At 52.0% G+C, this 22830-nt stretch carries 16 protein-coding genes and 1 other RNA gene; 15 read left to right on the top strand and 2 right to left on the bottom strand.

Translation table 11 applies throughout. The annotated features are described in order from the left end of the window. Positions 1-14 precede the first annotated feature (14 nt). Positions 15-935, bottom strand: coding sequence for an AraC family transcriptional regulator (locus BM412_RS31390; protein ID WP_091225612.1), 921 nt, complete (start codon positions 933-935; stop codon positions 15-17). A 143-nt stretch (positions 936-1078) separates the two neighbouring features. Here BM412_RS31390 and BM412_RS31395 point away from each other — a divergent pair, with 143 nt between their 5' ends. The 14 genes from BM412_RS31395 (at position 1079) to BM412_RS31460 (ending at position 20521) form a co-directional block, all read left to right on the top strand. After that, the gene (locus BM412_RS31395; RefSeq protein ID WP_091225613.1) at positions 1079-2020 is read left to right on the top strand and encodes a phytanoyl-CoA dioxygenase family protein; all 942 of its coding nucleotides are present in this window, start codon (positions 1079-1081) and stop codon (positions 2018-2020) included. 113 nt (positions 2021-2133) lie between these two features. After that, positions 2134-2370 (top strand): preprotein translocase subunit SecG, encoded by a 237-nt coding sequence (gene secG / locus BM412_RS31400; RefSeq protein WP_091225614.1) that lies wholly within the window; start codon positions 2134-2136, stop codon positions 2368-2370. 282 nt (positions 2371-2652) lie between these two features. Then, a complete protein-coding gene (rnr, locus tag BM412_RS31405; protein ID WP_091225615.1) occupies positions 2653-5721 on the top strand; it encodes a ribonuclease R in 3069 nt (1022 codons plus the stop codon). Between the two features lie 115 nt (positions 5722-5836). Then, a complete protein-coding gene (smpB, locus tag BM412_RS31410) occupies positions 5837-6316 on the top strand; it encodes an SsrA-binding protein SmpB (protein WP_091225616.1) in 480 nt (159 codons plus the stop codon). 220 nt (positions 6317-6536) lie between these two features. Next, positions 6537-6902: a transfer-messenger RNA gene (gene ssrA, locus BM412_RS31415) on the top strand. Positions 6903-7047: 145 nt separating this feature from the next. After that, positions 7048-8124, top strand: coding sequence for a S1C family serine protease (locus BM412_RS31420; RefSeq protein WP_177246172.1), 1077 nt, complete (start codon positions 7048-7050; stop codon positions 8122-8124). Positions 8125-8426: 302 nt separating this feature from the next. Next, positions 8427-11129: a UxaA family hydrolase gene (locus BM412_RS31425; RefSeq protein WP_091225618.1), complete on the top strand. Its 2703-nt coding sequence runs from the start codon at positions 8427-8429 to the stop codon at positions 11127-11129. 32 nt (positions 11130-11161) lie between these two features. After that, complete coding sequence (locus BM412_RS31430; RefSeq protein WP_091225619.1) at positions 11162-12127, top strand: aldo/keto reductase; 966 nt, start codon at positions 11162-11164, stop codon at positions 12125-12127. A gap of 298 nt (positions 12128-12425) precedes the next feature. After that, complete coding sequence (locus tag BM412_RS31435; protein WP_091225620.1) at positions 12426-13688, top strand: MFS transporter; 1263 nt, start codon at positions 12426-12428, stop codon at positions 13686-13688. A gap of 304 nt (positions 13689-13992) precedes the next feature. Continuing rightward, on the top strand, positions 13993-15732 hold the full coding sequence (locus BM412_RS31440) for a sensor histidine kinase (protein ID WP_177246173.1): 1740 nt from the start codon (positions 13993-13995) through the stop codon (positions 15730-15732). Further along, the gene (locus BM412_RS31445; protein ID WP_091225622.1) at positions 15729-16793 is read left to right on the top strand and encodes a response regulator transcription factor; all 1065 of its coding nucleotides are present in this window, start codon (positions 15729-15731) and stop codon (positions 16791-16793) included. The genes BM412_RS31440 and BM412_RS31445 overlap by 4 nt, the downstream gene beginning before the upstream one ends. Before the next feature lie 127 nt (positions 16794-16920). Then, complete coding sequence (locus BM412_RS31450) at positions 16921-18636, top strand: extracellular solute-binding protein (protein WP_091225623.1); 1716 nt, start codon at positions 16921-16923, stop codon at positions 18634-18636. Positions 18637-18728: 92 nt separating this feature from the next. Further along, complete coding sequence (locus BM412_RS31455) at positions 18729-19619, top strand: ABC transporter permease (protein ID WP_091225624.1); 891 nt, start codon at positions 18729-18731, stop codon at positions 19617-19619. A 14-nt stretch (positions 19620-19633) separates the two neighbouring features. Beyond that, positions 19634-20521, top strand: a complete 888-nt coding sequence (locus BM412_RS31460) for a carbohydrate ABC transporter permease (protein WP_091225625.1) — start codon at positions 19634-19636, stop codon at positions 20519-20521. An 80-nt stretch (positions 20522-20601) separates the two neighbouring features. Here the strand turns inward: BM412_RS31460 and BM412_RS31465 are convergent, their stop codons facing one another. Further along, entirely contained in the window at positions 20602-21081 is a 480-nt protein-coding gene (locus BM412_RS31465) for a DUF2975 domain-containing protein (RefSeq protein WP_091225626.1), read from the bottom strand. A 232-nt stretch (positions 21082-21313) separates the two neighbouring features. Here BM412_RS31465 and BM412_RS31470 point away from each other — a divergent pair, with 232 nt between their 5' ends. Continuing rightward, positions 21314-22546 (top strand): aminopeptidase, encoded by a 1233-nt coding sequence (locus BM412_RS31470; protein WP_091225627.1) that lies wholly within the window; start codon positions 21314-21316, stop codon positions 22544-22546. Positions 22547-22830: the final 284 nt, after the last annotated feature.

Consider the following 22830-nt stretch of genomic DNA (forward strand, 5'->3'; position numbering starts at 1 on the left):
TTTTTGGCATGGTGCTAAATAAACCGAGAAAGCTTGCGGAATTGGCCCGGAGGCACACCGGTGTGCTGTTTAAACCATTTCGTAAAGTTGTGGATGGAACCGGCTTGAAGCTCATCGGCGATGGTAAGGAGCGAGAGCTCGGAATGGGCGAGCAGTTCCTTGGCAAGCGCCAGCTTACGGCTCATGAAATAATCGTAAGGGGTTGTTCCCAGCTGTGCGCGGAAGAGTCTTGCAATATGATCCGGATGGTAGGAGCTCCACTGTCCAAGCCAATTGTGGTTATAGCGTTCGCGTGCATGCTCGTCGCATTTGGCTGCGATTGCGCTAATGATAGGGGATAACGGCTGCTGACTGCTGCTTGTGCGAAGCTCCTCTTGCTTCATGGCAGCCAGCAGCTCCAGTAGAAGTCCGCGAAGAAGCGGAGCTGTATAAGCTCGCGATTCGGCACTGTAGCATTCTGCCAGACGGGCGAAGCGGGGCTCGAACCGTTCAATGGATAGCTGCCGCATATCTTGAAACAAGAGGCAGTCCTCCGATTGCGCGGCATTCCCAACCAGCATTCGGTTATCCTGTTTAGAATCTTGAGCCGGGTCGAATTTGGCGGTGTCGCGAATCTTAATCCCGGAGCTTCTCCCGGAGGCGATATGTTCTTCCCAGCTGAAATGCAAGCCGTATAAGAGAAACGGAGCAGCCTCATCGGCAATGAAGTGATGCACCGTATCCGGGCCGTAGTAAAACAAGTTCCCAGGGTGAGCATCATAAGGTTCCCCTTGAATGAAGGCCGTTCCACGACCGGCAGCAACGAAAATAAACTGATGCTCGTCGATGACCCTTGGACCGAAGGAAAAGCCCGGCAGACACTGCAGTTTATTGGCATACCACACGGCAGGCTGGAGCGACTGCCAGCTAATTGCGGGCAAGTGATCGTTGTTCATGATAGCTGCCTCCCTTTGCGGTCAGAATATCGTTCAGAGTTAAAAAGTCATCGGGTGCAAGCAAATACACCGCTTTCACCTAAGCATATAATGGAATTATAAAGTCGACAATCGACAAATTCCTAGTGGGATGAAAGGGCGGGATGGCGATGGATCCGGCGATTAAACCGGCAACACGGTCTTTTGAAGATGCGACACCTTTACTGGCGGCACCTGAGGAACTGAGACGTGAAGCGGAGAAGAAAGGGTATTTGTTCTTTAAACACTTCTTCACTCGAGAAGAAGTGACAGCGCTTCGGGGGCAGATGCTGAATGTCCTGCAGGAAGAAGGTTTGCTGGACCCTGCAGCGCCGCTGCTTGAGGGGATTGGCAATCAGCCGCTCATTGACGGAATGACGGTCGAAGAGCTGAACTGGAATGGAATCGGAACGACGCAGCAGGTCTATCATAAGGTGCAGAAGCTGGAATCCTTCCACGCTGTGGCTCATCATCCCAAGCTTATCGGGTTGTTCGACACATTGTTCGGAGAACGCACCTTCCCGCATCCCCGTAACATTGCCCGCATCATGCTGCCGAGCGACAAGCTGAACGTGACGCCGCCGCATCAGGATTTTCTCCATATTCAAGGCAGCTACAATACGTGGACCTGCTGGGCTCCGGTTGGCGACGTGCCTAAAGCTCTTGGCGGTTTGTCGGTACTTGAAGGCAGTCATGATACGGGATTGTTAGGCGTTACAGCGAATCCCGGTGCCGGAGGATTGGAGTCAATCCTGTGCGGGCTTGGTTATGAGTGGGCGGAGACGGACTATGAAGCGGGAGACATTTTGATTTTCCACAGCTTAACGGTGCATAAGGCGCTCGCCAACACCATCCCGGGACGGGTGCGGTTATCGCTTGATTTACGTTTCCAACCTGTCAGCCAGCCGATCGAGAACGCATCGCTGCTGCCGCATGGACCATTCGAGTGGGATGAATTGTACGAAGGCTGGACACGCGAGGAGCTGCAGTACTATTGGAAGAAGGAGCAGTTCACGTTCCTGCCGTTCAACGAGGAGATCCGCTGGCAGAAGGACAAAATCTGTTAGCTTGTATTAGCCACCTTGCTATGATACAATAATATTGCTGTTTCTAGGTCTTGTCTCCTTAGGCAAGGCACGGCAAACTTTAAATTTGCTCCTTGTGCGCAGGAGGTGGAACTATGGAAATCACTTTTAAAATTTTGCTTATCATTTTCTCCTTGGCTCTGATCTCAGTTGTACTTTTGCAAAAAGGGAAGAGCGCTGGGTTGTCGGGTGCTATTTCCGGCGGTGCTGAGCACCTGTTCGGTAAGACAAAAGCACGCGGCTTAGACCTGTTTTTACAGCGTATGACAATTGCAGTCGCAGCAGGCTTCTTCATTACTGCTCTGATTGTTGCGTACCTAGTTAAGGCGTAATGAAATAAGATGTACGGAAAGCGGGCTTAGGGCTCGCTTTTTTTGTTGCTTATCCAAACTGGAAAAAGTTTACTGAGTACATGCATCAGGCGAAAATTGTTGTTTTTGCCAGGCTGGCGCGGATGGTGGCCATACCTTTCGTGTATACTATATAGTATATGGCAATCTATCAACCGACTGCTGCATAAACGCTGATTGGTTTGAACGAACTTCTGGATCGTTCGGATTTCAGCATCAATGGGATTGACGGCATCGCGGTACATGAGTATGAGGTGAGAAGTTATGGTAACAGAGCAGCAGCTGCTGGAGTTTATGCGTGAGCAGGCGTACAAGCCGATGACCTACCAAGAGCTAGATAAGCAGCTGGGCGGAGAGGGAGACGCGGCATCGTTCCGCAATTTCCTGGTAGTCTTGAATGAGCTGGAGAATGAGGGCAAGATCGTACGGAATTCCAGCGACCGCTACGGGCTTCCGGAGCGGATGAATTTGGTGCGCGGACGAGTACAGGCGCATGCGAAAGGTTTTGCTTTCTTGATCCCTGAGGACAAGGGACATGGCGATGTTTACATCAACGCCAACGATTTGAAGAGTGCGATGAACGGCGATATCGTGCTCCTGCGCATCACTTCGAAGAGCGCATCCGGCGGTCGCATGGAAGGCGAAGTCGTGAAGATCATCGAGCGTGCCGTCACGCAAATTGTCGGAACATTTGATCATCATGAGTCGTACGGTTTCGTACTGCCCGATGATAAACGGATTAATCGGGATATTTTTATTCCACAAGGTCAATTCAAAGGTGCGGTAACCGGACAAAAGGTCGTCGTGCGCATCGTCTCCTATCCGGAAGGCCGTTCGGCTGCGGAAGGCGAGATCATTGAGGTGCTTGGTCATAAGGATGACCCGGGCATCGATATTCTGTCCATCATTCGGAAGCATCAGCTGCCCGAGAGCTTCCCTGATGACGTGATGGCGGAAGCCGAAGCGGCGCCGGATTCGATCACGGAGGATGAGATTGTACGTCAAGGCCGCCGCGATCTGCGCGATAAGGTCATCGTGACCATTGACGGTGAGGACGCCAAGGACCTTGATGATGCGGTCAATGTAGAACGGCTGGAGAACGGAAACTTTGTGCTGGGCGTTCATATTGCCGATGTCGGCTATTATGTGAAGGAAAACTCGGCGCTGGACCAAGAAGCGTACCGCCGCGGATGCAGCGTGTACTTGGTTGACCGCGTTATTCCGATGCTGCCCCACCGATTGTCGAACGGGATCTGTTCGTTGAATCCGAAGGTGGACCGGTTGACGCTCTCCTGCGAGATGGAGTTCGATGCAGCGACGCTTAAGCGCGTGCGCCATGATGTGTTCACGAGCGTGATTCGCACGAAAGAGCGGATGACGTATACGAACGTACGCAAAATCGTGGCCGACGAAGATCCCGAGGTTATGGAGCGTTATGCCGACCTGGTGCCGACGTTCAAACTGATGGAAGAGCTTGCGATGCGCTTGCGCGGCATGCGGATGAAGCGGGGCGCGATTGATTTTGACTTCATCGAGTCGAAGGTCATTGTGGACAGCGATGGCAAAGCGATCGACATCGTGAAACGCGAACGCTCCATTGCGGAGTCGATTATCGAAGAGTTCATGCTTGCGGCTAACGAAACGGTCGCGGAGCATTTCTATTGGCTGAAGGTGCCGTTCCTGTACCGGACGCATGATAATCCGGATCAAGAGAAGCTGCTGCATTTCGTGCAGTTTGCGGCTAACTTCGGGTATACGATTAAAGGCAAAGGCGGAAGCGTCATTCATCCGCGCGCGCTGCAGACCTTGCTTGAAGATGTGCGCGGCTCGAAGGAGCAAACGGTTATTTCGACGGTGATGCTGCGTTCGATGAAGCAGGCGAAGTACGATGCGGAAAGTCTCGGCCACTTCGGCCTTGCCGCCGAGTTCTATTCGCACTTCACGTCGCCGATTCGGCGTTATCCCGATCTTGTTATCCACCGCGTCATGCGCGAAGTCTTCGAGAACGGCGGCACGCTGACGGATGCCCGTCAGGAAGCGCTGACCGCGCGGATGCCGGATATCGCGCAGCAGTCGTCGGAGCGGGAACGTCTCGCCGTCGAAGCGGAGCGCGACACGGAGAAGCTGAAGAAATGCGAGTACATGCTGGATAAGGTCGGCGAGGAATTCGACGGCATCATCAGCAGCGTGACGAGCTTCGGCATCTTCGTGGAGCTGCCTAATACGGTCGAAGGGCTCATTCGTTTGAGCGAGCTCTCGGACGATTATTATCACTTCCACGAGCAGCACATGCTGCTGATCGGCGAACGGACGTCGAAGACGTTCCGCATCGGCGATGAGGTGCGCATCCGCGTGGAGCGGGTGAACATGGATGAGCATACCATTGATTTTGGGATGCTCGAGAATAAGAGCGCAGACGGTGCCGACCGTGCGCGCGAGTATGGGTTTGGCGGCCGCAGCGGAGCCGGCCGCGGTTCGCGCAGCGGCGGCGGAGGCCGCGAGCGTGGCGGTGCAGCCGCGCAGCGCAGCGCCAGCGGGCGCGGAGGCGCAGGCGCGCGCGAGGGCCGCGGAGGTGGCAGCGGCGCGCAGCGCGGCGGCGGTAGCGCGGCGGCGGCGCGCGAAGCGGCCGTTGGGCCGCGCGGACGCGGCCAGCGGCGCGGAGGCGCTGCGGCGGCGGAGCCGGGCGCGACGCGCAGCGGAGCGGGAGCGCCGCAGGCGCAGGAGCGCGGCGGCAGCGAGCGCGGCGGGCGCCGGCGCAAGGGCCGCGGCGGCGAAGCCGGGCGCAGCGGCGGAGCGGCGACGCAAGGCGCGGGAGTCGCGCCGGTGCGTCGCGAAGGCGATGCGCGCGCATGGAAGCCGGAGGATGATTTCAACCTCGATCGGATTCTCGGTACGGATAGCGGTGCAAGGAGTGGCGGCGAATCCGGTGACGGTAAGCGCAAAGCAGTCCGCACCGATATGTGGGGCTTGCCGATTCTGAACGCAGGGTCGCTCAAGGATAACGGCGAAGATCCGGATGCTTACCGTTCACGCGGTCGCGATGGCGGCGGCCGAGGACGTTCCGGCGGCGGGGACCGCGGATTTGGCGGTCGTTCATCCGGCTCCGGTCGCGGCGGGTCTTCCCGCAGTGGCGGCGGCAGCGGCGGCAGCGCAGCTGGGGGAACCGGCTCGCGCCGCAAGAAACCGGCCAGCGGCGAGTCTGCTCAGGCAACGCCGGCACCTAATGCGGGCGGCACTGGTAGTACAGGTGAAGGCAGCAGCGGGGCGAAGTCGCGCAAGAAGAAAAAAAACGGTAACTCGACAGCCGCATTTGTGCGGAAGAAACGCTTGTAGGACGCGGTTCGAGCTTGCTTTTACCAAATCTTGATTTCAATCTGTAAAGTTGTTACAATGGACTCCTGACTGCAATGGTTAGGAGTCCGTTTATTACCGGAGAGGTGGGATAGAAGTGGCGAAGAAGAGTGACGGGAAACAGCTCGCACAGAATAAGAAGGCTTCCCATGACTATTTCATCGAGGATACCTTTGAAGCGGGCATGGTGTTGATGGGAAGCGAAATTAAGTCGCTTCGGATGGGACGGGCCAACATTGGCGATGCATTTGCCACCATTCGTAACGGCGAGATTTTCATTCACAATTTGCACATCAGTCCTTTCGAGCAAGGGAACCGAAGCAATCCGGATGATCCGACTCGGACGCGCAAGCTATTGATGCACAAGGTACAGATTCATAAGCTGCTTGGGTTGTCCAAGCAAGATGGCTATGCGATCGTACCGCTTAAGATTTATGTTCGCAACGGTTACGCGAAGCTGCTGCTCGGCCTTGGTAAAGGGAAGAAGCAGTACGATAAGCGTGAATCGGCGGCGAAGAAGGATGCACAGCGGGATATTCAACGTGCATTGCGTGAGAAACAGAAGGTTGCCAGATAGATGCTCGGATGGCTGACTGGATGCAATGGTTGAACATCGCCAACTCTTCCAGCAAGACATGCCTTCACGAAGTCGGCACCTGTGTTATACTAAGTAAGCAACGAACGAAGTATCGTTTTACATGCTCAAGTACGTTGAGCCTGCCTGAACGTTAGGCGGGACCAGTCGACAGAGCGTCTTACCTGCTAAACGGAACGTATGGGGCCGTTTATGCGACATTGGGGGCGTTTATGGATTCGACGGGGATAGTTCGAGCATGGGTTGCGGGTAGTGGGGACGCGTCCACTTCATCAACGCTAAAGCCTATTAAACGGCAAATCACAAAACAACTACGCTTTAGCAGCTTAATAACCTGTTAGCGTGCTCCTCCTCAGCATCGCCCATGTGACTGGGATAGGGGCTCACATATAGTGGGATACGCCGCTTCGGTCTCCGCCTGGGGTCGACGGAAGAAGATAATCAGGCTGACCCAACGCAGAGCCGGTTACGGGGCGCTGCTCGGGTGACATCAAAACTGTGACTACACCCGTAGAAGCCTGTGTGGCGTTGTCTTCGGACAGGGGTTCAAATCCCCTCGCCTCCACCAAATGTAAAACCACATCCGCATGAGGATGTGGTTTTTGCTTTTTAATGGCTCTGAAGATTCTTAGGAACCTTTCAGGTAGTTTTAAGATTCATTTTAGGATCGGCCTGCATAATAGAGTCATCAAGAGCACAGGAGGATGATTCTAATGGATGAGAACAAGGGAATGAAACCTGAACATAATACCAGCGAAGGACTAACCATATATCGCTATGATTCTTCGAAAAAGGTGACTGCCTTACAGAGGGTGTATGACGAAGCAATCGCGGCTAATGAGGAACAAGGTGCTCAGGGAGACGGCGCCAATCGACGCAGACGAGCGTCTTCTAAATCGATTCTGGCAGCTTTTCTTGTCGGCGCAATAGTGGTTGGCGGGCTAACCTACATGTCCGATCGAATGAGCTTGTTCGGCGGAGAGACGGCCAATGTAGTCCAGACGGTCGTTTCGAATGGCAACTCGAATTCGTCCGATGCCGGAGTAACGACCGCTTCGCTCCAATCCTGTACTGAGAACTTCGCTTCGGTTTTTGAGCAAGCGAACCCTGCAGTCGTGGAGATTGCCAATTATGGAGTGGAGAACAATCAGTCGAATCCCAACCTCTTCGGCAGAAACGGCGCTCGGTCGGATAGTCGGCAGCAGTCGCCGCAAAGCAGCGCGGACCCCGTGCTGATGGGTACCGGGTCCGGATTCTTTTTCAATAAGAACGGTTATATCCTGACGAACCAACACGTCATTGCAGATGCCACGGAGCTTAAAGTCACCGTGCCCGGATACGATGAGCCGCTTAAAGCCAAGGTCGTTAACGCGAACGAAGATCTGGATTTAGCGGTGCTCAAGGTTGAGAACCCGGACGGCAAAGATTTTCCGGCTCTAGGCTTCGGCGACTCGAATCAAGCGAATATCGGCGATTGGGTCGTTGCGATCGGCAATCCATACGGCTTGGATCACACGATGACGATCGGCGTGCTTAGCGCGAAAGAGCGTCCGATTACGGTCACGGGGGAGGATGGTCAAGATCATCAATACAAACATCTTCTGCAAACGGACGCTTCGATTAACCCCGGCAATTCGGGCGGACCGCTGCTAAACGCAAAGGGTGAAGTGATCGGAGTGAATACCGCAGTCAACTCCGAAGCTCAAGGCATGGGTTTCGCCATATCGTCCGGTACGATTCTGGATGCAGTGAAAGAGATGATGGCAGGAACGACGGAAAGATCTTTGTAACTTGCTGCTATAACGCCAAGTAAATCCACAACCATATGGGTTGTGGATTTTTTTATGGCCATCGCCGCATTTGCGTTGCGCGGGTGCAAGCAGCAGGCCGGATGGGGAGTTTCAACGCGCGATCATCGCAGCAACCGTAAAATTCGCACAAAATACTTCAAATGGCTAAGACACACCGTCTCTCGTAAGTGGTATAATTTGATATATTATATGCGCTTGCATGATGATGATAAATGCTATGAACGTCGCTAAATAATCTTTTGGATGACGTGGACATTTTACGATAAAGGAGCCGATCTTCGTTGAACACCGTTTATCAATTTGAAGAAGTAGCCAGACTTCCTTTGCCGGGGGATAATTGCGCCGTTGCGATTCGCCAACTGAACGCCGGCACGGTCATTCAGTACGGCAGCCAATCCATCGTCTTGGATTACACGGTTATGGAAGGCCATCGATTCGCGGTACAAGCGATCGCTCCCGGCGAAGAGCTGCTTTCGTGGCAATTGCCTTTCGGCGTGGCGCTTAAGCCGGTACAACCCGGCCACTATGTAATTAACGAAACCGTACTGGGAGCGCTCGGCGTGCGCAAGTTGGCATTCGCGCTGCCGCCTGAGCCTAATTTCGCGGATCAAGTTCATCCTTATATCCTTGACGAGGAGAACTTCCGGCCGGCTCCGGCATCGCCGGCGTATACGGAGACGCGTACCTTTATGGGATATCGACGCCATGAAGATCGCGGGGTCGGCACGCGGAACTACATCGTACTGCTTGGCACCACCTCGCACACGGGCAGTTACGTGAAGCAGCTTGCTGCACGCATGCAAAGCGAGTGCAAGAACTATCCGAATATCGATGGAATCGTTCCCGCGGCTCATACGGAGGGCGGTACTTCGACGCCGAATAACGCGGAGCTGCTGCTGCGGACGCTCGCCGGTTTTATGGTCAACCCGAATGTCGGCGCGGTATTGCTCGTCGATTATGGTAATGAGTCGATCACGAACGTGATGGTGGAGGCTTACGCACGCGAGCACGGCTACCCGATCGATGAAGTGCTTCATAAATTCGTATCACTCACGGGTACCTTCGAAGAGGAACTGGTTAACGGTGAAACGGTAGTCCGGGGCTGGCTGTCAACGGTCAATGCCATGCAGAGGACGCCTGAATCCATCAGCCACTTGCGAATCGGCCTGCAGTGCGGAGGTTCGGACGCATTTTCCGGCGTATCCGCGAATCCGCTGCTCGGCTGGATTTCAGAAGAGTTGGTGCGTTACGGCGGTGCGGCCAGCCTGGCCGAAACCGATGAATTGATCGGCGCGGAGCCGTACGTCCTGTCGAAGGTACGCAACGTGGAAACAGCGCGCAAATTCCTGGACCTTCTGGACCGGTTTAAGGAGCGCACCTCTTGGCATGGCACCAGCGCGGAAGGTAACCCGTCCGGCGGTAACATGTATCGCGGCTTGTACAACATCTATCTCAAATCCATAGGCGCCGCGATGAAGAAAGACCCGACAACGCGGATCGATTTTGCAACCGAGTACGGGGAGCTCATGAAGGAAGGCGGCTATTATTTCATGGATAGCCCCGGCAATGACTTGGAGAGCATCGCCGGACAAGTGGCCGCAGGCTGCAACATGATATTCTTTACGACGGGAAATGGTTCGATCACTAATTTCCCGTATGTGCCGACGGTTAAGGTGGTCACGACAACCCGCCGCTTCCAATTGCTGTCGAACGACATGGATGTAAACGCGGGTCAATACCTGGAAGGCAAGTCGATGGATGAGCTGGGTGAAGAGGTATTCGAATTGGCGATTCAAATTGCTTCCGGGCAGCGAAGCGTAGGCGAGAAAGCGGGCCACTCCCAGGTGCAAATTTGGCGGAACTGGCAGCAGAACGATGCGAGCCAACTGCAATCGTTGCTGCACGCTCCCATACCGACAGGAGCGCCGATAGAAATTCAAGACGATGCCGCAACGACGGCTAACGCGATCCAATTTACCTTTACGCGGCATCATGATCGCCGGTCCAGCGACAAAATCGGACTGATTGTGCCAACCAGTCTGTGTGCCGGACAGGTAGCTAACATGATCACAAAGCGTCTGAACGAGCAAAAAGCAGGGCAACCCGATATCTCGGGTATTGTCTCTTTGGCACATACAGAGGGCTGCGGCGCCTCGGGAGGAACAGCTGAGTCGCTGTTTGCCCGCACGATGATCGGCTATATTACGCATCCGATGGTGGAGCATTGTTTGCTGCTGGAGCATGGCTGCGAGAAAACGCATAACGATTATATGCGCCATCAGATGGAAGTTCACGGCGTCGATGCGAGCCGGCTCGGGTATGCCAGCATTCAGCTCGACGGCGGAATAGCCAAAGTAAGCGAGAAGGTCGAAGCATGGTTCTCCGATCGATTGGCCGCGTCCGAGCCTGCGGAGAAAGTGACAGTCGGCCTGGAAGGACTGCGTATCGGAATCGTAAGCGAGGGTGCCATTTCCGACGATGCCGGCGAGCAGTTGGCGTCGCTGACCAAGATGATTGTCGGCGCAGGAGGTTTGGTGGTCGTACCTGAGAACAGCGGATTGCTTGCCGCTGCCGCATTCGGGGAGCAGCTATCGTTAACGCCTCAAGTTCGGCCGTCCATCGCTTATGGGGAACATGCCCGACTGAACGGATTTCACATTATGGAGACTCCTACGACGCATTTGGTGGAGACGATCACGGGCCTCGCCGCCACAGGAGTGGAACTAGTGATTGCGCTGATCGGCAATCGCCCGATGCAGACGCATCCTTTTGTCCCGATGCTGCAAATGACGTCAGGGCAAGCCTTGCAGCAGAAACATCAACAAGATGTTGACTTGATGCTCTCGGGTGAGCCTAACTTATGGCCGAATCAAATTCTCGAGCTCAGCAAACAAACGTTGGAACATGCCTATGTGCCGCGACTCTATAAGCAAGGAAATATCGATTTCCAATTGACGCGGGGCTTCTTGGGTGTATCGTTATAAAGCAGATATCTATGAAAAGCGAGGTCTAAACCATGTTGAACACGCTTCTATCCAAACGGCCGCTTGGCAATACCGGCCTGCTCGTAACGCCGCTATGTTTGGGAGCCGCCCCGCTCGGGGATATGCCGGAAACCTTTCAATACAGCACGTCGGAAGAACAAGCATTGATAACGCTGCGTACCGCTTTTGAAAGCCCGATTAATTTTCTGGATACGGCTGCATCCTACGGCTTCGGTGAGAGCGAGCGGCGGATCGGCAAAGCCATTCAAGCGAATGGCGGACTTCCGGAAGGATACGTGTTGGCTACCAAAGCCGATCGTGACTTTGCGACCGGCGACTTCAGCGGCGAGCAGATCAAACGTTCCGTCGAAGAGAGTCTTGAACGATTGGGACTGAACCGTCTGCAGTACGTGTATATCCATGATCCTGAACATACCACCTTTGAAAATGTCATGGGATCCGGCGGGCCGTTAGCGGTATTGCAAAAGTTTCAAGAAGAAGGAGTCATCGATCATATCGGCATATCCGGCGGACCGATCGATATGCTTATTCGATACGTAGAAACGGGAGCATTCAGCGCTGTGGAGACCCATAATCGGTATACGCTGCTTAATCGATCCGCCGAATCTTTGCTTGAAGTCGCGAGCCGTATGGGCGTCGCCGTCATTAACGCTGCTCCGTATGGCAGCGGCATATTGGCCAAAGGTCCGGACGCATACGCCCGCTATGCCTATAGCGAAGCTTCGCCAATCGTCTTGGAAAGAGCGCGTTCGTTCGCCAAAGTGTGCCAGGAATTTAATGTCCCATTGGCCGCTGCTGCTCTTCAATTCTCGCTTCGCGACCCGCGAATTACCAGCACGGTCGTCGGCATGAGCAAGCCGGATCGGATCGCTCAGACGGTGGATCTCGCGAATTACCCCATTGCCCCTGAACTATGGCCGGCGCTTGATGCCTTCGGTTATGATACGGAGGATCCTGAAGCGAATCGATTTGATTAAGGGATATAGCTTACGATAACTGCACGTATGAAGTGATTCTTCTGCATTCAAACCACATCCGCATGAGGATGTGGTTTTTGTGTTTCGCTTCCGTCTATTCACATGGACAAATCCTCGGAGGTATGATTATAGCGTAAGATTCGGGATTATAAAGGAGAATCTGCAGCATGCTGCTCCTCACTCTCAACTAACCGAATGGTATGGCGTCTGTGCACGGTAAGAGCAAACTTGTCCGTTCGGGCAGGTTTCTTTGGCTGTGCATGGCTTATACGGCATCGGTAAGAAGAGACGACGGGAGATGAGCGGATTGCGCATTCTTTATTTGTTGATGGGCGTGCAGGGTTTATCGTTGCTCGGCACCCGAATGACATCCATGTCGATTGGGATTTGGCTTTATCATTCAACGCATCAAACTACGCCGATTTTATGGATATCTTTATTTAACGAACTTCCGGCCATGCTCGCCGGAAGCCTGGCCGGGATTTGGGTGGACCGGCTTCCGAAACGGGTTGTGCTATTGCTAAGTGATGCGGGGCAAGCGGTCGGGAGCCTATTATTAATGTGCAGCTTCTGGATTGGCTTTTTTAGTCTGCCGTTATTGTACGTGGTCGTCTTTTCTCAAGGAATATGCGCTATGTTCCAAGCGCCGGCTTCGCAAACGGTAACCGCTATGTTAGCGAGCGAGGAGAAGCGGGACCGGGTTAACGGAATTAAAGAAATGGTATTTCCGCTTGCAGGTATTATTGCGCCTGCATGTGTAAGTCTGCTTTATCATCCGCTCGGGATAACAGGCATTGCCCTCGTCGACGCATGTACCTTTGTCGCATCTGCGGTTTTCTTATTGTCAGTGAGGTTGCCGGATGAGTCGAGAAAAGAGCTTAACGAAGTTCAAGCTGCAGGAGGTCTTCGGGACGTTTTCGAGGGCATCGTATTCCTGTTTCGGCATCGATTAATTGGCCTGGCCGTATATATTGGTGTAATCACCTTTCTGTTAAATGGAACTCTGGATATGGTCGTTCCCTACGTATCGGGTTCTTCGGGGAATATCGGTTGGGGTGTGTCGTTTGTCCTCACATGCATGAATGCCGGCGCATTCGCGGGTGCGCTTATCGTAGCCTTGATAAGCGGTTTCCGGAACCGGATTACAACGTTAATGACGGGTTATCTGCTGACGGGGCTTATGTTTATCGCTTTCGGATGGGCAACTGGTCCGATATGGCGTGGCGTAACATTATTTGTGCTCATGATTCCGCTACCAGCCACCAATGCGTTGTTAAATTCCCATTTTCAATCGATAGTGCCTCCGGCGTTACAAGGTAGAGTTTTCGCCTTCCTGTACCAAATTAATTTAGCTTCCGCTGTCGTATCATTCGCTGTTATGGGGCCGCTTGTCGACCGGATTTTGCAACCAGCCGCCGAAGAAGGAGCACATTCCTGGCTATTCCGCTATTTTAGCGATCAAAGGGTTGCCGGAATAGCCGTTCTATTAATAGCAACCGGAATCGTCATTATTGCCGTTACGATAACGGCAATGCTGCTTCGGAGAAGGATGAAAAGTTAATTTCTATACAAACAGCAATAAGTACGAGGTTCTATATTTGGCGGCAGATTGAGGTTTTAACACAGATAGGGTTCATCTTCGCGTAATTTAAAAACCACATCCTCATGGGATGTGGTTTTTGTTTTTCTCGGGTAGCCGAATAACGCTCTCCTTGGCCGTCCTCCTCACCGGAAGGATAAACAGGACTACTGGCGAATATCATTCTTTGCTCAGTATATCGATTCATACTTGTTGTGAGGTGGCGGAGGTGCGCGGCATTCGCTCGATAAAGACGACCAGAACGGTTCATAGGAACACAAGCTTCATGCATGTACTGCTTAATCGGTTCGGTTTCTCCTCGTTACGCAAACGAATTATGATGCTTCTGACGATTGGCTTAGTCGGCTTCGCCATCTTAATGGCGACCGTTTCTTACAATGCGATTTACACGATGCAGCACGATAAGATCAAGACCTCCATGGCTTTCGATCTGTACCAGCAAACAACCAAGCTGAACCAAATGTACAATAACTTGCTTCAGGTTACGCAGCAGATGACCCCCGAGGGCACGGTGGGCAACCTGATGGAGTCCTACCTCTCTGCCAAGGACTCGTACAGCCAGCGTATTCTCTCTCGGGATATCTCCTACAACATCGGACTAATTACATTTTCAAATCCGGCGATGGAGCTGGTCATGTACTATCACCCGGAAACCGGTCAGCCCGCTTTGACGAATCTGCCGCTGCGCGGAGACTTCACGCTGCAGTCTTTGCCGGATGTCTCCGGCATGGGACAGCTGAAATACCAATCCCCGCATAAATCGTTATGCCGCTTTAGCGATGATCAGGTAGTGTCCGTGACACGGGAAGTGAAATTCTCGGACGGCACGCAATTGGTCGTTTACGTGGAAGCCAAGACCGACATTTCGACAGATATGAATTCGCTTTCAGAAAGCGTGAATATGCCCTATTCGCTGGTTTTCACGGATTCAACAGGTTTGGTCACTTATAATAGCAGCGATTCGACGGCCTTTGCGGCCGGCCAGCGGCTCATGCTAACCGGGCATTCGGGCTCGGCGGACGGCTATGTGTGGAACCGGATGACAGGCGATTACGGCTATGGCATCACGCTGCTTCTTCCTATCTCTTACTACAATCACGAGCTCTATACGTGGAAGAATCATATGTATTGGATTCTCGCCATTGCCTTACTGATGATGTTTCTGCTTACCCTGCTATTGCGGCGGCTTATTAATGGGCCTTTTCAATTAATCGAGAGGGAAATGAGGACGTTCGGCAAGGGATACATGGGAACCAGTCAATACCGTACGGGAATCGATGAGTTTGACCGGATATTCGATCAGTTCAACATTATGAAACGGCAAATTCAGCAGCTCATTATCGACGTAGAGCAGAAGGAGAAGCGCCGGCATCAGCTCGAGATCGAGAAGCTTGCCTACCAGATCAACCCGCATTTTCTGATGAATACGCTCAATTCGGTACGTTGGCTGGCGGTGATGCATAAGCAAGCGAAGATTGAGAAATTTGTTTCTTCTTTAATTAATTTGTTGAATTATAACTTGGGTAAGTCTAAGGAATCGGCTACTTTTCGTTCCGAGATTGAGGTCATGCGCACGTATTTGGAGCTGCAGCAGATGCGGCATGATTTTGAGGTGGGACTGGACATTGAGGAAGGCGTCTATCTGGATAGCCCGGTTGCGAGATTTATCCTGCAGCCCATCGTGGAGAATGCCGTCTGTCACGGCCTGGATGACCACGGCAAGCTGGAAATCTCCATTTCACCCGATGAAACGGCACAGATGGTGCACATCACGATCCGCGACGATGGCAAAGGGCTGAGCCGGGAGACGCTGGCCTTATTGCAGCGCGACACGCCGGACCAGCAGCAGACGGGATGGGGGATTGGGCTTCGTTATGTGCGCTCCATGTTGGAATCATTTTATGGCCATAACGCTCGTATGGGTATAGAGAGTACGCCGAATCAAGGGACAACGGTAACATTAGATCTTCCTTATCTTCAGCACAGAGAGGAGAAAGCGATTTGATCCGAGTATTAGTCGTTGATGATGATAAACTGGCGCGTAAAGGCTTGATTTCGATTATGCCATGGTCGAGCCACGATATGGTTGTCGTCGGAGAAGCGGCGAACGGCGCGAAGGCGCTGGAGTTTATGGAAAAGCATGAGGTGGATCTCATGTTCGTGGATCTCTCGATGCCAGTCATGTCGGGAATGGAGCTGCTTCAGGTCACAAGACAACGATTTCCGGGGCTGCGTTCCGTTATCTTATCCTTCCACGAAGAATTCGAGAATGTGCAAACGGCTTATCGGATGGGAGCACTCGATTATCTGTCGAAGGTGCGCTTAGAGTCGGAGGACGACGAGCAAATATTGAAACGCATCCAGCAGCAAATGTCCGGCGAAAAGCTTCAGCAGGCAGCAGCTAAGCCGCCGACGGCTCCTGCTCCCGAGTCCACTACCCGCTCACAAGAGGAAGAAGTTTGGTCCGGGCTGGAACAGGAGTGGCGCTCTCACTACTGGCTGTATAATGAGTCGGTCTTTCAGCGCCTATGCAAGCAAACGGTAGAGTCCAAGGTTTCTTTTCGCCGCTTAGAAGGGATGTTCATGCGTGTCATTTCACAAATCGAGACGATTACCGCGCTGGATATCGAGCTCCGCTCGGATGCCAATGACGTCCGTTCGGCGGTTGAATGGCTGCGCGATTACAGGAAACGCGTGTATGTGCAGGTTGCGGGATCCTCTGATTTCACCAATACGACAACCAGCATTCTAAAGGCTGTATTGTTCATTCGCGAGCAAGCTTCGAATACATTGCATGCCGAGGAAGTCGCCGATCATGTACATATGAGCCGAAGTTATTTTAGCCAATGCTTCAAGAAGCTGACAGGCTCGACGTTCAATGATTACTTAAGGCAAGAGCGGATGAGGGCTGCCGAACGGCTGCTGTGCGAAACCAATCAGTCCATCGCGTGGGTTGCTCATGCCGTAGGCTACAATGATTCCAAGTATTTCTCTCAGCTCTTCTATGAGCAGACGCGTCTGTTGCCCTCCGAATTCCGAGCCCAATTCCACAAGGGGGATGATTGATTGCAATCGATCGAACAAATGCCCACCTCGCTCTTGTATTTACCGCAAAACACGGCACATCCGTCTGACTTTTTTTCTTCGCTTCCCATGTACAATGAGAAGGCAAGAAACAAAGGGGAGGGATAAGATGAAAAGGAAAATGGCATTGTTGCTTTCCACCGCATTACTTGGTCTAACCGTGACAGCATGTACTTCCAATGATTCATCGAACAATTTGAAAGCGTCTTCAAATTCGGAATCGAACTCCGCAAGCCCGGCATTAACGGGTGATGATCTGGCTTTCTCCAAATTTCCTAAGCCTGTTGACGTTCACATCGGCATGGTGGTGGATCCGACGGACAAGACGCTGCCGGAAGGCGACAGCGTAAGCAACAACCCGTACACGCGTTATCTGAAGGAAAAGTACAACATCAATATCATTGTCGATTGGACCGCAGCTACCGGTAACGACTTCAAACAGAAGGTCAGCTTGACGATCGCATCAGGCAAACTGCCTGACGGTATGGTCGTCGACGATCGTTCCTTTATGACCAAAGCAGCCAGCTCTGGACTGCTCTATGATATCACCGATATTTTCAATCAATATCAATCCTCGCAGGTGAAAGAAATTATGGCCAGCACCGGAGGCCGTGCGCTCGAGAATGCCAGCTACGACGGCAAGATGGTAGCCCTTCCGAACATCACGGTGGATACGGACGGCGTTCACGTACTCTGGGTTCGCAAAGATTGGCTCGATAAATTGCAGCTGCCTGTGCCGAAGACGTTGTCTGATATCGAGAAAACGGCGAAAGCGTTCATCGACAACAAGCTTGGCGGAGACAAAACGATCGGTATCGCCGGTCCTTCCAAGAACTCGTTCCCTTACTCCACCTTCCTCGTTTCCTCCAATAACATGGGAGGCTTCGATCCGATTTTTGGCGCGAACGATGCTTACCCGGGCTACTGGCTCGACAATGGCGACGGATCGGTATCGTACGGAACGACGTCGGACAATACGAAGAAAACGTTGGCTTTGCTGGCTGACTGGTACAAAAAAGGACTCATTGATCCCGAGGTGGGCACACGCGACAACGTAGGCGATCCGATCAATGCCAACCAAACGGGGATTTTCTTCGGCCCATGGTGGAATGGCGGCTACGGCAACGGGGATTCCTTCAAGAATGATCCGACTGCGAACTGGCAGGCCTATCCGGTTTATACCGACGACAACAAATGGAATTCGCACATGAAGACGACCGGCAGCACCTACACCGTTATTAGCAAGAACGCTAAGCCGGATGTCGTTAAGGCGATTATGATCATGAATAATGCGCTTGTGCGCGATGAATCGACCTTCGATTTGTCCGTTAGCGTAGGCTGGTATCCGCTCCGCAACGTTATGGCTGCGGCCAACGAGACGGAATACGAGTATACCGAGCTTCTGAAAGTGCTGAAGGGCGAGACGAATCCGGAGGATTACAATAAGCCGAACAGCTTGTACAAACTGATGTACGCGGATGCCAAGAAAGTGAAGGACGTCGTGAAGCCTCCTTACGATGACTTGAATGTCAGCAACTTCAATACGACGAACTTCGGCGACTTCCAGCGCTTGTATTCCCTCTTAATTGGCGATCGTCCGTTCACAACGGTTCCGATTGATAAGAAGGTGTTCAGCGTAACGTACAACCAGACGCCGACCATGGAAACCAAATGGGCGAATCTGAAGAAGATGGAAGATGAGACGGTTATGAAAATCATCCTTGGCCAAGCGTCCATCGACTCCTTCGACAAATTTGTAAGTGATTGGAAGTCTCAAGGCGGAGACGAGATCACGGCTGAAGTCACGAAACTCTTGAAGAAGTAACCATGCAGAAGCTTGCGGAAGGCACTTCCGATTGAGGTGCTTTTCGCAAGCTTTACTATCCTGCCGGGATAGGGAGAGGGAGGTTAGTCGGGATGAGAAAATTGGGCCATCAGAAGCACTATTATTTGATGCTGCTGCCGGGTATGGTCTGGCTTGTGATGTTCAGCATTGTGCCGATGTTCGGCATTCTGATGGCATTTCAGAATTATAATCCGGGAGCGGGGCTATTCAAATCCGAGTGGGTCGGGCTGGAGAACTTCAAGTATATGTTCCAGCTCAATGACAGCAAGACGGTTATCGTCAATACCCTGATCATCGCGGTCGGCAAAATCGTGCTCAATCTGCTTGTGCCGCTTATCTTCGCCATTCTGCTAAATGAACTTCGCAGCTTGCGTTACAAAAAGCTGGTTCAGACCGTTGTTTACCTGCCGCACTTTCTGTCCTGGGTTATTATGTCCACGATTGTCATTGGGATTTTCGGCTATTATGGCGTTATCAATACGGTTATCGGCATGTTTGGCTATGATCCAAAACTATTTATGGCGGATGCGGGCATTTTCCGGCAGATCGTCATCGGAAGCGACGTGTGGAAGGAATTCGGTTATAACGCGATTATCTTTCTTGCGGCACTGACGGGCATTAATCTCAATCTGTACGAGGCGGCTGCCATTGACGGCGCTAATCGCTGGCAGATGATCAAGCACGTCACGCTTCCTGCGTTGTCGACCACGGTTGTTTTGCTGGGCGTGCTCAGTTTAGGCAACGTACTGAACGCCGGCTTCGATCAAGTGTATAACCTGTATAACCCGCTCGTATTTTCTACCGGAGATATATTAGACACATGGGTGTACCGGCTGGGCTTGCAAAATCTTCAGTTCTCGCTGGCGACGGCTGCCGGGTTGTTCAAGTCGGTCATTAGCTTTGTACTGATTTTCATATCCTATCGTCTGGCTTATCGCTATGCCGATTACACGGTATTCTAAAGGAGGACGCTGCATTGGTTAGAAATACAACGTTAGGCTCGCGGACGTTTGAAATTGCCAATATTATCGTCCTCGGTATTCTGCTTGTAAGCTGTGTTTATCCGTTATGGTACACGTTCTGTGTATCGATCTCCATCAAGTCCGCCGCGAATGCAGGACTGGTTACCATTTATCCGATCGGTTTCTCCTTGGCGCCGTATAAGGAAATTATCAACGACAGCCTGTTCTTTAACGCGTTCTGGATTTCCATCCAGCGTACCGTTCTCGGTACATCGTTCTCCTTGCTGATGACCGTATTAATGGCGTACCCGCTGGCTCGGCCTAAGAGAGATTTTAAAATGCGCAATACCTTCATGTGGATCCTTGTCTTCTGCATGCTGTTCAACGGAGGCTTGATCCCTTGGTACCTCACGATTCAAAACTATCATATGATCGATACGATCTGGGCGTTGGTGCTGGGCGGAGGCGTGCCGGTATTCGACGTCATCCTGATCATGAACTTCTTCCGGAATCTGCCGAAGGAGCTCAATGAGGCGGCCGTAGTCGACGGTGCCGGTCCGTGGTCCGTTCTGTTTCGGGTGTATATCCCATGTTCGATTCCTGTGCTTGCGGCAGTGGCGTTGTTCCTTGCCGTCTACCACTGGAACGAGTTCTTTAACGGCTTGGTGCTGATGAATACGGCTGCCAAATATCCGCTCCAAACCTATATTCAGCAGCTGGTCGTCAACATTCCGGTCGGTACCAGCCTGACTCCGGAGCAATATAAGAAGCTTTCGGAGCTGTCTAATCGGACCCTGAACTCGGCTAAGGTGTTTATCGCTATGGTGCCGATGCTGATCGTATATCCGTTCCTGCAAAAATACTTCGTATCCGGTATTATGCTTGGCGCCGTGAAGGAGTAAAGGGCAGAACAAAGAAGAACCCTACCGAACAGGTAGGGTTCTTCTTTTGTGATATGGAACGGCAAAAGGATGGCAATGGCTCAGACCGTCAAATCATTTTCTGATTTTATGGTAATCGCTTCTTGTAGAAGCCGTTGGAGGATAGCGGCAAAAACAGTGATCACGAGCGAAGCGAAAATGACGAGGAGCCCTAATAATCCAACGGGAGGATCTGCTTTCTTCGCTACGAAATGCAAGAGAGGCATCCCTAATACATATAAACCACTGATTGTAAGCGCACAGTGCTTGATGATTTTTAACGCCTTTACAGATGATTCTGAGAACGCGATGTTCTTATCAATGTACCGTAAGAGCTTGAAAGCCTGATAGAGAGCAAAGTAAAAAGGCACTGCCGCTCCATACATCACGATGAAGATGAGATATTTCATAGGTGCAATCGTCGGATACATGTCCGCTGCGAAATTCGCCGCTTGCGGCACTAAAAATATACATAATGCCAGAACCGGCAGTCCTATAATAAAAAGAGAAATTTTTAATAACAATGTCGTGACTTCTCTCAGAATGATTACCTCCCGGTTTTATCTTGGATCTGCTGCGTTATCTTTAATGGTAATAAGATTTTAGCATATTATTTATCGTGTAACAATAAATTAGTATTGTTTATAATTAGATTATTGTTGTTGCATCTCCATGAGGTGGGTCCTTCGTTTTCGTTTTCGTTTTCGTTTTTAATTGGGTAAAATAGAGGGATTAGTCAAGCTGTACTATGAAAGATAGAAGGGAATCGTGCGAATGAAGACATTTGAATGGATGTTGAACAAATATGCGGAATTGGTTGTCAGAGTCGGGGTGAATGTTCAAGTCGGGCAAGTGCTGATTGTACATGCTCCCATCGAAACGGCTGAACTCACTCGGTTAATTGTAGCGAAAGCGTATGAAGCGGGAGCTAAATTCGTCATTGTGGAGTGGGATGACGATGCGGTTACTCGCGCCCGCTATGAGAAGGCATCGGATGACTCCTTCGATTATTATCCGCAGTGGCTGGCAGATAGTATGGTACGGTTTGCCGAAGAGGGCGGGGCGATCCTGCATATTAAAGTGCCTAATCCGGACCTGTTCCAAGGTATCGATTCTTCTAAAGTATCGGTGGCGGTCAAGTCGGCGGCAATCGCACGTAAGGAATACTCCTCCTACACGCGCAATAGCAAAATCAGCTGGTCGTTGATCAAAGCGCCGACCGTTGCCTGGGCTAACAAAGTGTTTGCCGACCTTCCGGAAGAGCGGCGCGTGGATGCGATGTGGGAAGCGATCTTTGCGATGGTGCGCGTGAATCAAGAGGATCCGATCGCCGCTTGGCGCGAGCATATCCAGCATTTGAAGACAAGGCAGGATCTGCTGAACGCCAAACGCTATAAGAGTCTCCATTACCGTGCGCCGGGAACGGATTTGCGCGTGGAGCTTCCTGAAGGCCATATTTGGCGCGGCGGAGGCGGGGAGAATGATAAAGGCATCTATTTCGTGGCGAATATGCCGACGGAAGAAGTGTACAGCATGCCGCATCGTACCGGCGTGAACGGAACGGTTAGGAGTACCTTTCCGCTCAATTTGAACGGCAGACTTGTGGAAGGGATTACGTTTACGTTCAAGGGCGGCAAAGTGGTCGCCTATGATGCAGAGTCCGGTCGCGAACATTTAACCTCGCTGCTGGAGACGGATGAAGGGGCATCCTACCTCGGAGAGCTGGCCTTATTGCCGCATGATTCCCCGATATCGAATTTGAACAGAGTCTTCTATAATACGGGCATCGATGAGAATGCTTCCTGCCACTTTGCTCTCGGAAGCGCTTATCCTGTGAATCTGGAAGGCGGCACGAAACTCACCGGTGACGAACTACTGGAGCGGGGGGCTAACGTAAGTCTGACACACGTGGATTTTATGATTGGCTGCGCGACGCTCGATATTGACGGGGAATTGCCGGACGGTTCTATAGAAGCAGTATTCCGCCAAGGGAATTGGGCGTACTAATGAATAGTAACTCAGACCATTCCCGTAGATAGAAGCGGGAGTGGTCCTTTGATGTATAGGGAGAAGGCAGCGATTCTAGTAGCCGGATAATAAAATTCTAAAAAACAGTTGCAATATGCTAGTAGTCCATGGTATATTCTATTTCTGCCTCCGAGACATCAACATGGATGCGGTGATCGAAACGAAAACAAGCTGAAAAATAAAGCTTGCAATCATGTTTCGATTCATGGTAAGATCTAATTCCGGTCATGAGCCGGAAGGAAATAAACCAAGTATTTGTTCTT

The organism is Paenibacillus sp. BC26 (genome assembly GCF_900116125.1).
In the GTDB taxonomy this organism is placed as follows: Bacteria; Bacillota; Bacilli; order Paenibacillales; family Paenibacillaceae; genus Paenibacillus_Z; species Paenibacillus_Z lignilyticus.

What these genes read in the sequence shown, in the direction of transcription:
- BM412_RS31420 (WP_177246172.1), top strand. Translation starts at nt 7,048, where the DNA reads ATGGATGAGAACAAGGGAATGAAACCTGAACATAATACCAGCGAAGGA.
- BM412_RS31435 (WP_091225620.1), top strand. Translation starts at nt 12,426, where the DNA reads ATGAGCGGATTGCGCATTCTTTATTTGTTGATGGGCGTGCAGGGTTTA.
- secG (WP_091225614.1), top strand. Translation starts at nt 2,134, where the DNA reads ATGGAAATCACTTTTAAAATTTTGCTTATCATTTTCTCCTTGGCTCTG.
- BM412_RS31395 (WP_091225613.1), top strand. Translation starts at nt 1,079, where the DNA reads ATGGCGATGGATCCGGCGATTAAACCGGCAACACGGTCTTTTGAAGAT.
- BM412_RS31455 (WP_091225624.1), top strand. Translation starts at nt 18,729, where the DNA reads ATGAGAAAATTGGGCCATCAGAAGCACTATTATTTGATGCTGCTGCCG.
- BM412_RS31390 (WP_091225612.1), bottom strand. Translation starts at nt 935, where the DNA reads ATGAACAACGATCACTTGCCCGCAATTAGCTGGCAGTCGCTCCAGCCT.
- BM412_RS31440 (WP_177246173.1), top strand. Translation starts at nt 13,993, where the DNA reads ATGCATGTACTGCTTAATCGGTTCGGTTTCTCCTCGTTACGCAAACGA.
- rnr (WP_091225615.1), top strand. Translation starts at nt 2,653, where the DNA reads ATGGTAACAGAGCAGCAGCTGCTGGAGTTTATGCGTGAGCAGGCGTAC.
- BM412_RS31450 (WP_091225623.1), top strand. Translation starts at nt 16,921, where the DNA reads ATGAAAAGGAAAATGGCATTGTTGCTTTCCACCGCATTACTTGGTCTA.
- BM412_RS31470 (WP_091225627.1), top strand. Translation starts at nt 21,314, where the DNA reads ATGAAGACATTTGAATGGATGTTGAACAAATATGCGGAATTGGTTGTC.
- BM412_RS31430 (WP_091225619.1), top strand. Translation starts at nt 11,162, where the DNA reads ATGTTGAACACGCTTCTATCCAAACGGCCGCTTGGCAATACCGGCCTG.